Consider the following 13,252-nt stretch of genomic DNA (forward strand, 5'->3'; position numbering starts at 1 on the left):
TGCGATGTTGCGCCTGTGCGGTGCGTCGCAGGGGTGCGGGTGCCGCGTGGCCCGGGCGTTCGCGCAGTTCCCCGCGCCCCTTGCCGCGGGTCCACCCCGGCGCGGGGTGCGCAACTGTCGTCACCGGGCCGCCCCGTACGCCGTGGCCGTTCGCGCAGTTCCCCGCGCCCCCAAGAGCGCGCAGTTCCCCGCGCCCCTTTCGGGGCCAACAGAAGGGCGCCGACCGGGAGTTCCCGGGCGGCGCCCTTCTGTGCGGTGGGGGAGACGGGGTCAGGTCTCGTCGGAGTCGTCCGAGTCGTCGGACGGCTCCGACGACTCGGAGCCCCGGCCTCCGCTCGCTCCCGCGTCACCGCTGTCGTTCTTCTCACTCCGGTCCTCGGACGCCTTGTCCTCGGCGGTGTCCTTGGGGCTGTCCTTCGGCCCGGCCCCCGGCTTCGCCGGACGGCCGCGGCCGGGTCCCGTTCCGCTGCCCGCGTCCCGCAGCGAGGGGACGGAGTCGGAGGTTCCGGCCGTGGGGCCGGTGCCGGGGCCGCCGTCGCGGCGCTGGAGGTACCGCTCGAACTCCTTCGCGATGGCCTCGCCCGAGGCCTCCGGCAGCTCGGCGGTGTCCCGCGCCTCCTCCAACGACTGGACGTACTCGGCGACTTCGCTGTCCTCGGCGGCGAGCTGGTCCACCCCGAGCTGCCAGGCCCGCGCGTCCTCGGCGAGTTCGCCCAGCGGGATGCGCATGCCCAGCAGGTCCTCCAGGCGGTTCAGCAGCGCCAGCGTCGCCTTCGGGTTGGGCGGCTGCGAGACGTAGTGCGGCACGGCCGCCCACAGGCTCACCGCGGGCACCCCCGCGTGCGTGCACGCCTCCTGGAGGATGCCGACGATGCCGGTGGGGCCCTCGTACCGGGACTCCTCGAGGTTCATGGTGCGCGCGAGGTCCGGGTCGGAGGTCATGCCCGTCACCGGCACGGGACGGGTGTGCGGGGTGTCGCCGAGCAGCGCGCCCATCACCACGACCATCTCCACGCCCAGTTCGTGCGCGAAGCCGAGCAGTTCGTTGCAGAACGACCGCCAGCGCATGCTCGGTTCGATCCCGCGGACGAGGACCAGGTCACGGGGCTTGCCCTTGCCGCCGGCGTCGTCGACCCGGACGACCGAGAGCCGCGTCGTCGGCCACGTCACCTTGCGGACGCCGCCGTCCAGCCACACGTGCGGGCGGTTGACCTGGAAGTCGTAGTAGTCCTCGGCGTCCAGCGCCGCGAACACCTCGCCCTTCCACTCGGCCTCCAGGTGCCCGACCGCGGCGGAGGCGGCGTCACCGGCGTCGTTCCAGCCCTCGAACGCGGCCACCATGACCGGGTCGACCAGCTCGGGCACCCCCTCGAGCTCGATCACCCAGCGCCTCCTTCCGGCCGGGGGAGCGGCTGGCTCCGCGCCGGCTGACGTATCTCTTCCGTGCGGGGCCCAGCCTACGGCGTGAGTGGGGTGGTGCCGCAGCCCTCGCGCACGCCCGGATACCCGCCGCACGTCTCTGGACTCCGTGCCGCGGCGGCGCTATACATCGGCCGCACGAACAGAGATCCGATGTATCGCCCCACGCGCGGTCCGCCGCGCGACGCGGCACGAGCCCCGGGAGGCAGCACCATGAGCTCAGCACCGCACGGCCCCGCCCCGGAGCGCGGGGCCGAACTCGCGGGCACCGGCGCCCTGGTGACCGGCGGGGCCTCCGGCATCGGCGCCGCCGTCGCCGCGCTGTTCCTGGCCAGGGGCGCCCGCGTCGCCGTCCTCGACCGCGCCCCGGAAGGCGCCCCCGAGGGCACGCTCGCGCTCACCGCGGACCTCACCGACGACGCGGCCGTACGCCGGGCCGTCGACCGCGCCGCGGCGGAACTCGGCGGACTGCACACCGTCGTCGCCAACGCGGGCATCGAGACCACCGGCACCGTCGAGGAGACCGACGACGCGGCCTGGTTCCGCATGCTGGACGTGAACCTGCTCGGCGTCGTCCGCACCGACCGCGCCGCCCTGCCCCACCTGCGGCGCGCGGCGGCCGAGCGCCCCGGGTGCGCCTCCGTCGTCCACACCTGCTCCGTCGCCGCCACCGCCGGGCTGCCCCGGCGGGCCGCGTACAGCGCGGGCAAGGGCGCCGTGCTGTCGCTGACCCGGGCGATGGCCGCCGACCACGTGCGCGAGGGGATCAGGGTGAACTGCGTGACGCCCGGCGTCGTCGACACCCCGTGGATCGGGCGGCTGCTGGAGTCGGCCGAGGACCCGGCCGCCGAACGGGCCGCGCTGGAGGCCAGGCAGCCGCGCGGCAGGCTCGTCACGCCGGAGGAGGTCGCGGGCGCCGTGGCCTATCTGGCGGGCCCGGCCGCGTCCGCGGTGACGGGCGTCGCGCTGCCCGTCGACAGCGGAATGCAGACGCTGCGGCCACGCGCCGCACGCTGAACGGCCCGGCGGGGGAGGGGAGTTCTAGCCCTCCCGCTCCGCGCGCAGCCACTGCTCGACGCTCGTGACGTGCGCCGTGGCCCAGGCCCTGGCCGCCTCCGCGTCGCCCGCGCGCAGGGCCGCCAGGATCTGCCGGTGCTCGTGCAGCGCGCGGGGGACGGCGTCCTCCCGGACGACGCCCTGCCACACGCGGGTCCTGGTCGCCGGTGCGGCGAGGCCGTCGAGGAGGGCGCAGAGCACCGGGTTGCCGGCGGCGGCGGCGATCCGCCGGTGGAACTCCAGGTCGGCGGCGACGAGTTGGTCCACCGTCGAGCCGGGGCCGAGCTCCGCGAGCAGGGCCTCCAGCGCGTCGAGTGCGGTGTCGCCGATCCGGGCGGCCGCCGTGGCGGTGGCCGCGGGCTCCAGCACGCGGCGGACGGCGAGGAACTCCAGCACCGACTCGTCCCGGTGGACGTCGACGGCGAAGCGCATGCCCTCCAGCAGCAGCCGCGGTTCGAGGCTGGTGACGTAGGTGCCGTCGCCCTGGCGCACGTCCAGGATGCGGATGAGGGAGAGGGCGCGGACGGCCTCGCGCAGCGAGTTGCGGGACAGGCCGAGCGCGGTGGCCAGTTCGCTCTCCTTGGGGAGCCGGTCCCCGGGGCGGAGCGCGCCGGAGACGATCATCGCCTTGATCTTCTCGATGGCCTCGTCGGTGACTGCCACGCCGCCTCCCCGTGCCGTGCCCCCGTCGGCGCCCCCGCGTCGGATACCTCCGATGTGTGCCCGCCATTATGGCCCCGGGGCGCTCCCGGTGGGGGGTCGGGAGCGTCCCGGGGACGGGCGGGGAGGCGCGGCCGGAGAGCAGTGGCCGCGCCGCCCCTGGGCGCGAGGGTGGTCAGCCCTCGCGCGCGGCGAGGAGCTTCGCGATCCGCTCGCGGACTCCCTCGTCGTCCAGACCGCGGACGGTCAGCGTCGTACGGCGGCGGGCCACGTCGTCGACGGTCTCCGCCCACTCGTGGTCACGCGCGTAGACGACCTGCGCCCAGATCTCCGGGCCGTCGGGGTGGATCCGCTCGCCGAGCGACGGGTCCTCGTTGACCAGGCGGGCGATGTCGAAGGACAGCGAGCCGTAGTGCGTGGCCAGCTGGCGCGCGGTGAGCGGGTCCATCCGCACGCCGGGCTCCCGGTCGACCAGCAGCCGGTGCGCGACCGCGTTCGGGTTGGAGATGCCGGGCAGCGGGGTGCGGCGCACCAGCGAACCCATCGGCTCCATGTCCTCGGCGAGCGTCCCGCCGGGCAGGTTCGCCAGCTTGTTCATCACCGTGCGGCCGATGTGCCGGTACGTCGTCCACTTGCCGCCCGCGACGGACAGCATCCCGCCGCGGCCCTCGGAGACCACCGTCTCCCGCTTCGCGGACTCGACGCCGCCGGGGCCGCCGGGCAGCACCCGCAGACCGGCGAAGGCGTAGCTCATCAGGTCCCGCGAGAGGTGCTCGTCGCGCACCGAGAAGGCGGCCTCGTCCAGGATCTGCTGGATGTCGGCCTCGGTGGCGTGCACGTCCGCCGGGTCGCCCTCGTACGCCTCGTCGGTGGTGCCCAGCAGGAGCTGGTCCTCCCACGGCAGCGCGAAGGTGATGCGGTACTTGTCGATCGGCGTCGCCAGGGCGGCGCGCCACGGCGTCTTCCGCTTCATGACGATGTGGGCGCCCTTGGACAGCCGGATGCTCGGGTCGGAGCCGGAGTCCTCCATCTTCCGCAGGTGGTCGACCCACGGGCCGGTGGCGTTCAGCACCAGGCGGGCGTCGACGCCGAACTCGGTGCCGTCCTGGCGGTCGCGCAGCTCCGCGCCCGTGACGCGTCCGCGCGTGAAGCGCAGCCCCGTCACCTCGGCGTGGTTGAGCACGACGGCACCGGACTCGACGGCCGCGCGGACGGTCATGACGGCCATCCGCGAGTCGTTCATCTGGTGGTCGCCGTAGACCGCGACGGCCTTGAGGTTGTCCGTGCGCAGACCCGGGTTGTCGGCGGCGGCCTTGGCCGGGGAGATGACCCGGCCGACGCCGTCGCCGAACGCGGACAGGGCGCTGTACGCGAAGACGCCGGCGCCCAGCTTGGCCGCGCCGTGCGGGCCGCCCTTGTAGACGGGCAGGTAGAACTTCAGGGGGTTGACCAGGTGCGGGGCCACGTCCTTGGCCAGCACCCGACGCTCGTGGTGGTTCTCCGCGACGAGCTTGACGGCACCGGTCTGGAGGTAACGCAGACCGCCGTGCACCAGCTTGGACGACGCGGAGGAGGTGGCACCGGCGAAGTCGCCGGCGTCCACCATCGCCACCCGCAGCCCCGACTGCGCCGCATGCCAGGCCACGGAGGTGCCCAGGATGCCGCCGCCGACGACCAGGAGATCGTAGGTCGCGTTCGCGAGCCGCTCCCGGGTCTCGGCACGGCTGGGGTTGTTGCCGGCAGCCGGGTGCGTCCCGAGGGTGGGGACGCTCTGCAGGGTGTTCATCGCTCTCAGCTCTCCTCTTCGATCCAGCCCATGGTCCGCTCGACGGCCTTGAGCCAGTTCTTGTACTCGTGGTCGCGGGCGTCCGCGTCCATCCGGGGCGTCCACTCGGCCGCCCGCTTCCAGTTGGCCCGCAGTTCGTCGGTGCCGCTCCAGAAACCGACGGCGAGCCCGGCCGCGTACGCGGCGCCGAGGCAGGTGGTCTCGGCGACCATGGGGCGCACCACAGGCGCGTCCGTGAAGTCCGAGATCGTCTGCATCAGCAGGTTGTTGGAGGTCATGCCGCCGTCGACCTTGAGGGCGGTCATCTCGACGCCGGAGTCCTTCTGCATGGCGTCGACGATTTCGCGGGTCTGCCAGGCCGTGGCCTCCAGCACGGCCCTGGCCAGGTGCGCCTTGGTGACGTACCGGGTGAGACCGGCGATGACACCGCGCGCGTCCGCGCGCCAGTAGGGCGCGAACAGACCGGAGAAGGCGGGCACGAAGTACGCGCCGCCGTTGTCCTCGACGGAGCTGGCGAGCGTCTCGATCTCGGCCGCCGAGTTGATCAGGCCCATCTGGTCCCGCATCCACTGCACCAGCGAACCGGTGACGGCGATGGAGCCCTCCAGCGCGTACACCGGGTCCTGGTCGCCGATGCGGTAACCGACCGTCGTCAGCAGGCCGTTGTACGAGTTGACCGCCTCGGTGCCGGTGTTCATCAGCAGGAACGTGCCGGTGCCGTAGGTGGACTTGGCCTCGCCGGTGTCGAAGCAGGTCTGCCCGAACAGCGCGGCCTGCTGGTCGCCCAGGGCCGAGGCGACGGGGACGCCCGCGAGCGCGCCGGTGGCCTCGCCGTACACCTCGGCGGAGGAACGGATCTCCGGGAGCATGGACATCGGGATGTCCAGCGACTCGCAGATCTTCTCGTCCCAGGACAGCGAGCGCAGGTTCATCAGCATCGTGCGCGAGGCGTTGGTGACGTCGGTGACGTGCCGTCCGCCGTCGGGGCCGCCGGTGAGGTTCCAGATGACCCAGGAGTCCATCGTCCCGAACAGCAGCTCGCCGCGCTCCGCGCGCTCGCGCAGGCCGTCGACGTTGTCCAGCAGCCAGCGGATCTTGGGGCCCGAGAAGTACGAGGCGAGCGGGAGGCCCGTCTCGCGGCGGAACCGGTCCTGGCCGACGTTGCGGCCCAGTTCGCGGCAGAGGCCGTCGGTCCTGGTGTCCTGCCACACCACCGCGTTGTGCACCGGGGCGCCGGTGGCCTTGTCCCAGATCAGCGTGGTCTCACGCTGGTTGGTGATGCCCAGCGCCTTGACGTCGTCCTTGGTGACGCCGGCCTTGGCCATGGCACCGGCGACGACGCGCTGCACGTTCGTCCAGATCTCGGCGGCGTCGTGCTCGACCCAGCCCGGCTTCGGGAAGATCTGCTCGTGTTCCTTCTGGTCGACCGAGACGATGCGGCCGTCCTTGTCGAACACGATGCAGCGGCTGGACGTGGTGCCCTGGTCGATCGCTGCGATGAACGGGCCCTGTCCGTGGGAGGTCGTGCCCTGCCCGTCGCCGGTGCTGTGGGTGTCGGTCATGTGGTGCTCCAAGAAGTTTTCGGTGAGGGACCCGGCCGGTGTGGGCCGTACCCCGAAGTCTGCGGAATCAGGCGAAGGCGACCGTGTAGACGCCACCGGCCAGTGCCCCGCCGATCAGCGGGCCGACCACCGGAATCCAGGCGTACGACCAGTCGGAGCCGCCCTTGTTCGGCAGCGGCAGCAGCGCGTGCACGATGCGCGGCCCCAGGTCGCGGACCGGGTTGATCGCGTATCCCGTCGGACCGCCCAGCGACAGACCGATGCCGACGACGACGAGCGCGGTCAGCAGCGCCCCGATGCCCGAGACGCCGACCCCCTTGGTGAGGCCCTGCGTGAGGATCGCGATGACCAGCACGAACGTCGCGATGACCTCGGTGGTGAGGTTCTGTGCCGCGTTCCGGATCTCCGGTGACGTGAAGAAGACGCCGTGCACCGGGCCGGGGTTGTCCTTCGCCCGCGCTTCCATTTCGGGGGAGGTGAGCTCGGCACGGAACTGGCCCTGGTACGCGAGCCAGACGAGGACCGAGCCGATCATGGCCCCGAGCAGCTGGCAGCCCCAGTAGAGCGGAACGTCCGCCCACTCGGTGGTGCCCTCGATGGCGAGGCCGACGGTGACCGCCGGGTTGAGGTGCGCGCCGGATATCTGGGCCGCGTACGCGCCGGTGAGGACGGCGAATCCCCAGCCGAACGCGATGGCGACCCAGCCGGCCTCGAACGCCTTGGAGCGCTTGAACGTCACGGCGGCGCAGACACCGCCGCCGAGCAGCACGAGGATGGCTGTCCCCAGGGTTTCGCCGATGAAAATGTCGGAGCTGGACACCCGCGACTCCTTTGTCCTTTGTCCAGATGAAGGGCGGACCGGGTCCCGTCCGGTGTTCGACAATGTCGACCGCCGGACGGCAGTTTTTCTCCCTGTGGAGATCTCGTCAAGGGGCTGTGAGCCGGTACTCCGGGCAGTGACCGGACAGTCACGCAGACGGTGCCTTTGCCCGGCTTTCGTCCCGGTGCGGCCGGGGGTGCGGACCCGGCTCGACGGGCCCGCGGACGCCCCGGATTCCCGGGGCCGAGGACGCCGTCGAGGGCCCCGCTAGAAGCGCGTCGCGCCCAGGTCGCGGGAGACCGCGCGGGCGCAGTCCCGTACGGCCGCCACCAGTTCGGGGCGCAGCGTCTCGCCCTCGCACAATCGCTCCACGGCGCCCGTCACGCCCACGGCGCCGACCGGCATCCGCCGCCGGTCGTGGATCGGCGCGGCCACCGAGGCCACGCCCTCCCACGTCTCCTCCACGTCCGCTCCCCAGCCGCGCGCCCGTGTGAGGTCGAGCACGCCCTCGAAGTCCTCGGAGCTGGTGAGGGTGCGCTGGGTGAACGCCTCCCGCTCGGTGTCCATCGCCTCGCTGTGGGCCACCGGGTCGTAGGAGCACAGCACCTTGCCCAGCGCGGTGCTGTGCAGCGGCTGCATCGCGCCGACCTCCAGCACCTGCCGGCTGTCGTCGGGGCGGAAGACGTGGTGCACGATCAGCACGCCCTGCTGGTGCAGCACGCCCAGGTAGACGCTCTCCCCGCGGGAGCGCGCCAGGTCGTCCGCCCACACCAGGGCCCGTGCGCGCAGCTCGTGCACGTCCAGATAGCTGGTGCCCAGGCGCAGCAGCTCGGCGCCCAGCTGGTACTTGCCCGTCGCCTGGTCCTGCTCGACGAAGCCCTCCTGCTGGAGGGTGCGGAGCAGGCCGTGCGCCGTACCCTTGGGGAGCTCCAGAGCCGAGGCGATGTCGGAGAGGCCGAGCCGTCGCTCACCGCCCGCCAGCAGCCGCAGCACGGCGGCCGCGCGCTCCAGTGACTGGATGGTCCGGGCCATTCAGGCGCCTCCCTGGCCTTGCTCTTCACCGGGGCGGTACGCCGCGGCGCACGCGGTGAAGTGGTGGAACGTTATGGAACCCGCAGAACTTACAGAACGTGCGGGACCTTTACGGTCGCGGTTCGACAATGTCGAACGTTATCTCGTGATGCCGACGCGACGGTAGCCGGGAGGCCGCTCCGGGCGTCCGGCAGGCGGAATGTCCACCCGCACTCTTGTGCCCGCCAGATACCCTGATCGGGTGCGCTGTCCCACTGGACCGCTGGACAGCACATAGCCGACAGTCGTCGCACCCTTAGGGAGCTACCTTCATGGCCTCGCCGAGCAGTACGTCCTCAGCCAAGTTTCCCCGTGCCGACGCCCTCAGGGCGGCCCTCGCCGAGCGCGTGGTCGTCGCCGACGGCGCCATGGGCACGATGATTCAGGCGCAGGACCCGAGCCTCGACGACTTTGAGCAGCTTGAGGGCTGCAACGAGATTCTCAACCTCACGCGTCCGGACATCATCCGCAACGTCCACGCCGAGTTCTTCGACGCCGGCGTGGACTGCGTCGAGACCAACACCTTCGGCGCCAACTTCGCGGCGCTGAACGAGTACGACATCACCCACCGCAACTACGAACTCTCCGAGTCCGGCGTCGCCATCGCCCGCGGCGTCGCCGACGAGTACCAGGCCAAGGACGGCCGCCAGCGCTGGGTGCTCGGCTCCATGGGCCCGGGCACGAAGCTGCCCACCCTGGGCCACGCCCCGTACACGACGCTGCGGGACGCGTACCAGATCAACGCCGAGGGGATGATCGCGGGCGGCGCCGACGCGCTGCTCGTCGAGACCACCCAGGACCTGCTGCAGACCAAGGCGGCGCTGATCGGCGCCCGTCGCGCGCAGGAGGCGATCGGCTCCAACCTGCCGCTGATCTGCTCCGTCACGGTCGAGACCACCGGCACCATGCTGCTGGGCTCCGAGATCGGCGCGGCCCTCACCGCGCTGGAGCCGCTCGGCATCGACATGATCGGCCTCAACTGCGCCACCGGCCCGGCCGAGATGAGCGAGCACCTGCGCTACCTCGCGCAGCACTCGCGCATCCCGATCTCCTGCATGCCCAACGCCGGTCTGCCCGTCCTCGGCAAGGACGGCGCGCACTACCCCCTCACCCCGGCCGAACTCGCCGACGCGCACGAGACGTTCGTCCGCGACTACGGCCTCTCCCTCGTCGGCGGCTGCTGCGGCACCACGCCCGAGCACCTGCGCCAGCTGGTCGAGCGGGTGCGCGGCACCCAGCCGTCCGAGCGCACCCCGCAGCCCGAGCCCGGCGCCGCCTCGCTGTACCAGACGGTGCCGTTCCGGCAGGACAACTCGCACATGGCGATCGGCGAGCGGACGAACGCCAACGGCTCCAAGAAGTTCCGCGAGGCCATGCTGGAAGGCCGCTGGGACGACTGCGTCGAGATGGCCCGCGACCAGATCCGCGAGGGCGCGCACATGCTCGACCTGTGCGTGGACTACGTGGGCCGGGACGGCGTCGCCGACATGAAGGAGCTGGCGAGCCGGTTCGCCACCGCGGCGACGCTGCCGATCGTGCTGGACTCCACCGAGGTCGACGTCATCCAGGCGGGCCTGGAGTGCCTGGGCGGCCGTGCCGTCATCAACTCCGTGAACTACGAGGACGGTGCGGGCCCCGAGTCCCGCTTCGCGCGCGTCGCCACGCTCGCGGGCGAGCACGGCGCCGCCCTGATGGCGCTGACCATCGACGAGGAGGGCCAGGCCCGTACGGCCGAGAACAAGGTCGAAATCGCCGAGCGGATCATCGACGACCTGACGTCGAACTACGGCATCCGCGAGTCGGACATCCTCATCGACACCCTGACCTTCACCATCTGCACCGGTCAGGAGGAGTCCCGCAAGGACGGCGTCAACACCATCGAGGCCATCCGGGAGTTGAAGAAGCGGCGCCCGAACGTCCAGACGACGCTCGGCCTGTCGAACATCTCCTTCGGTCTCAACCCGGCCGCCCGCGTCGTGCTCAACTCCGTCTTCCTCGACGAGTGCGTCAAGGCCGGCCTCGACTCGGCGATCGTGCACGCCAGCAAGATCCTGCCGATCGCGCGCCTGGAGGAGGAGCAGGTCCAGACGGCACTGGACCTCATCTACGACCGGCGCACCGACGACTACGACCCGCTGCAGAAGCTGCTGACCCTCTTCGAGGGCGTCGACATGAAGTCGATGAAGGCGGGCAAGGCCGAGGAACTCGCCGCGCTGCCGCTGGAGGAGCGTCTCCAGCGCCGGATCATCGACGGCGAGAAGAACGGCCTGGAGGCCGACCTCGACGCGGCGATGGAGGAGCGTCCCGCGCTCGACATCGTCAACGACACGCTGCTGGAGGGCATGAAGGTCGTCGGTGAGCTCTTCGGCTCCGGCCAGATGCAGCTGCCGTTCGTGCTCCAGTCCGCCGAGGTCATGAAGACCGCGGTGGCCTACCTGGAGCCGCACATGGAGAAGAACGAGGACGAGGACGGCAAGGGCACCATCGTCCTGGCCACCGTGCGCGGCGACGTGCACGACATCGGCAAGAACCTCGTCGACATCATCCTCTCCAACAACGGCTACAACGTGGTCAACCTGGGCATCAAGCAGCCCGTCTCCGCGATCCTGGAGGCCGCCGAGGAGCACAAGGCGGACATCATCGGGATGTCCGGGCTCCTGGTGAAGTCCACCGTGATCATGAAGGAGAACCTGGAGGAGCTGAACGCCCGCAAGATGGCCGGGGACTTCCCCGTCATCCTCGGCGGCGCGGCCCTCACCCGGGCCTACGTCGAGCAGGATCTGCACGAGATCTACGAGGGCGAAGTCCGGTACGCCAAGGACGCGTTCGAGGGCCTGCGCCTGATGGACGCGCTGATGGGCGTCAAGCGCGGCGTCCCCGGCGTCGAGCTGCCGCCGCTGAAGCAGCGCAGGGTGCCCAAGCGGGACATCGAGATCGAGGAGCCGGAGGTCAACGACGGCTCGGTCCGCTCGGACGTCGCCGTCGACAACCCGGTGCCCGAACCGCCGTTCTGGGGCAGCCGCGTCGTCAAGGGCATCGGCCTCAAGGACTACGCCTCCTGGATCGACGAGGGCGCGCTCTTCAAGGGCCAGTGGGGCCTGAAGGAGTCCCGCAAGGGCGACGGCCCCAGCTACGACGAGCTGGTGGAGAACGAGGGGCGGCCGCGGCTGCGCGGCTGGCTCGACGAGCTCCAGGCCAAGAACCTCCTGGAGTCCGCGGTCATCTACGGCTACTACCGGTGCGTCTCGAAGGGCGACGACCTCATCCTGCTGGGTGAGGACGGCAGCGAGCTGACCCGCTTCACCTTCCCCCGGCAGCGGCGCGGCCGTCGGCTGTGCCTGGCGGACTTCTTCCGTCCGGAGGACAGCGGGGAGACCGACGTCGTAGGCCTCCAGGTGGTCACCATCGGCTCCAAGGTGGACGTGGCCGCGGCCGAGCTGTTCGCGAACAACAACTACCGCGACTACATGGAGCTGCACGGCGTCTCGGTGCAGCTGGCCGAGGCACTGGCGGAGTACTGGCACGCGCGCGTCCGCGGCGAACTGGGCGTCGGGGGCGAGGACCCGGACGACATCGCCGACATGTTCGCGCTCAAGTACCGGGGCGCCCGCTTCTCCCTCGGCTACGGCGCCTGCCCCAACCTGGAGGACCGGGCGAAGATCGCCCGCCTGCTGGAGCCGGAGCGGATCGGCGTCGAACTCTCGGAGGAGTTCCAGCTCCACCCCGAGCAGTCCACCGACGCCATCGTCATCCACCACCCGGAGGCGAAGTACTTCAACGCCCGCTGACGCGGGTACGGACCGACGGCGGCCCCGGTGAAGGCCGGGCCGTCGTCCGGTCCTGACCTCCGTCCCGACCGCGCCGTCGTACACTGACCGGTCCGGTGAAGAGCCGGCCGTCCCCCTCCCGCGGGAGTTCCCGCGGGGGAGGGGCGGCCGGTTCTCTTCTTCTCCTGGAGGTGTACGCGGATGACCAGTTCCATCCAGACGCTCGGCACACTGACCGCCGAGGGCCCGTCACTGCAGGCCGTACTGCTCGACATGGACGGGACCCTCGTGGACACGGAGGGCTTCTGGTGGGACGCGGAGGTCGAGGCGTTCGCCGCGCTGGGTCACGTACTGCGCGACGAGTGGCGGCAGATCGTCGTCGGCGGGCCGATGTCCCGGAGCGCCGGGTTCCTGATCGAGGCCACGGGGGCGGACATCGCGCTGGAGGAGTTGTCCGCGCTGCTGAACGAGAAGTTCATCGAACGGCTGCGCAGGGGCGTCCCGTTGATGCCGGGCGCGGGGCGGCTGCTCGCCGAACTCTCCGCGCGGGGCGTGCCGGCCGCGCTCGTCTCCGCCTCGCACCGCGCCGTCGTCGACCAGATGCTCACCTCGATCGGCGCCGAGCACTTCCGGCTGACCGTCGCCGGTGACGAGCTGGAGCGGACGAAGCCGCACCCGGACCCGTACCTCCTGGCCGCGTCCAGGCTCGGCGTCGACCCGGCGCGCTGCGCCGTGCTGGAGGACACCGTGACGGGCGTGGCGAGCGCCGAGGCGGCGGGCTGCCGGGTCGTGGCGGTGCCCTCGGTGGCGCCGATCGACGCGGCGCCGGGGCGCACGGTCGTGGAGTCCCTGGAACAGGTCGACCTGGGTTTTCTGCGCTCCGCGGTGGCCGTCACGGGCTGATCCGGGACGCGGTCGGTCAACGGGCCGGGTAATGCGGGGATTCCCGGCCCCGAATGCCCGGTGGAGAAAAAGCGAGGGAAGACCCTCAGCAATTGACCGTGCATTCTCCGTTACCTGAACATTCCTCAAGGCGGAGGGATTCACGGCCAGTTGAGGCCCTGCTCGAAAGGTGAGCTTTCTCACGCATCCGGACCTCGACGGATGCCGA

At 71.5% G+C, this 13,252-nt stretch carries 9 protein-coding genes; 3 read left to right on the forward strand and 6 right to left on the reverse strand.

Annotated elements, in window-relative coordinates:
- Positions 1-270: 270 nt before the first annotated feature.
- Positions 271-1,383 (reverse strand): PAC2 family protein, encoded by a 1,113-nt coding sequence (locus HCC30_RS02775; RefSeq protein WP_169440315.1) that lies wholly within the window; start codon positions 1,381-1,383, stop codon positions 271-273.
- Between the two features lie 249 nt (positions 1,384-1,632).
- Between HCC30_RS02775 and HCC30_RS02780 the strand changes: the two genes are divergently transcribed.
- The gene (locus HCC30_RS02780; RefSeq protein WP_169440316.1) at positions 1,633-2,436 is read left to right on the forward strand and encodes an SDR family oxidoreductase; all 804 of its coding nucleotides are present in this window, start codon (positions 1,633-1,635) and stop codon (positions 2,434-2,436) included.
- Positions 2,437-2,460: 24 nt separating this feature from the next.
- Here HCC30_RS02780 and HCC30_RS02785 read toward each other — a convergent pair whose 3' ends face one another.
- From HCC30_RS02785 to HCC30_RS02805, 5 genes are all read right to left on the reverse strand, one after another.
- The gene (locus HCC30_RS02785) at positions 2,461-3,138 is read right to left on the reverse strand and encodes an FCD domain-containing protein (RefSeq protein ID WP_169440317.1); all 678 of its coding nucleotides are present in this window, start codon (positions 3,136-3,138) and stop codon (positions 2,461-2,463) included.
- 172 nt (positions 3,139-3,310) lie between these two features.
- Complete coding sequence (locus HCC30_RS02790; protein WP_169440318.1) at positions 3,311-4,921, reverse strand: glycerol-3-phosphate dehydrogenase/oxidase; 1,611 nt, start codon at positions 4,919-4,921, stop codon at positions 3,311-3,313.
- A gap of 5 nt (positions 4,922-4,926) precedes the next feature.
- Positions 4,927-6,483 (reverse strand): glycerol kinase GlpK, encoded by a 1,557-nt coding sequence (gene glpK / locus HCC30_RS02795; protein ID WP_169440319.1) that lies wholly within the window; start codon positions 6,481-6,483, stop codon positions 4,927-4,929.
- Between the two features lie 67 nt (positions 6,484-6,550).
- Positions 6,551-7,303 carry an MIP/aquaporin family protein gene (locus HCC30_RS02800; RefSeq protein WP_169440320.1) on the reverse strand — a complete coding sequence of 251 codons (753 nt, stop codon included), beginning with the start codon at positions 7,301-7,303 and terminating at the stop codon, positions 6,551-6,553.
- A 267-nt stretch (positions 7,304-7,570) separates the two neighbouring features.
- Positions 7,571-8,335 carry an IclR family transcriptional regulator gene (locus tag HCC30_RS02805; protein WP_169440321.1) on the reverse strand — a complete coding sequence of 255 codons (765 nt, stop codon included), beginning with the start codon at positions 8,333-8,335 and terminating at the stop codon, positions 7,571-7,573.
- Between the two features lie 311 nt (positions 8,336-8,646).
- On the opposite strand from HCC30_RS02805, the gene metH reads away from it, so the two are divergent.
- Together metH and HCC30_RS02815 are read left to right on the forward strand one after the other, a co-directional pair.
- Complete coding sequence (metH, locus tag HCC30_RS02810; RefSeq protein WP_169440322.1) at positions 8,647-12,162, forward strand: methionine synthase; 3,516 nt, start codon at positions 8,647-8,649, stop codon at positions 12,160-12,162.
- 180 nt (positions 12,163-12,342) lie between these two features.
- Positions 12,343-13,044 (forward strand): HAD family phosphatase, encoded by a 702-nt coding sequence (locus tag HCC30_RS02815; protein WP_169440323.1) that lies wholly within the window; start codon positions 12,343-12,345, stop codon positions 13,042-13,044.
- The last annotated feature ends 208 nt before the right edge of the window (positions 13,045-13,252 follow it).

The sequence above is a fragment of the Streptomyces sp. HNM0574 genome (genome assembly GCF_012726235.1).
GTDB lineage: Bacteria > Actinomycetota > Actinomycetes > Streptomycetales > Streptomycetaceae > Streptomyces.

Excerpts from the sequence above, each read along its gene's own strand:
- metH (WP_169440322.1), top strand. The coding sequence starts at position 8,647 with ATGGCCTCGCCGAGCAGTACGTCCTCAGCCAAGTTTCCCCGTGCCGAC.
- glpK (WP_169440319.1), bottom strand. The coding sequence starts at position 6,483 with ATGACCGACACCCACAGCACCGGCGACGGGCAGGGCACGACCTCCCAC.
- HCC30_RS02805 (WP_169440321.1), bottom strand. The coding sequence starts at position 8,335 with ATGGCCCGGACCATCCAGTCACTGGAGCGCGCGGCCGCCGTGCTGCGG.
- HCC30_RS02790 (WP_169440318.1), bottom strand. The coding sequence starts at position 4,921 with ATGAACACCCTGCAGAGCGTCCCCACCCTCGGGACGCACCCGGCTGCC.
- HCC30_RS02780 (WP_169440316.1), top strand. The coding sequence starts at position 1,633 with ATGAGCTCAGCACCGCACGGCCCCGCCCCGGAGCGCGGGGCCGAACTC.
- HCC30_RS02815 (WP_169440323.1), top strand. The coding sequence starts at position 12,343 with ATGACCAGTTCCATCCAGACGCTCGGCACACTGACCGCCGAGGGCCCG.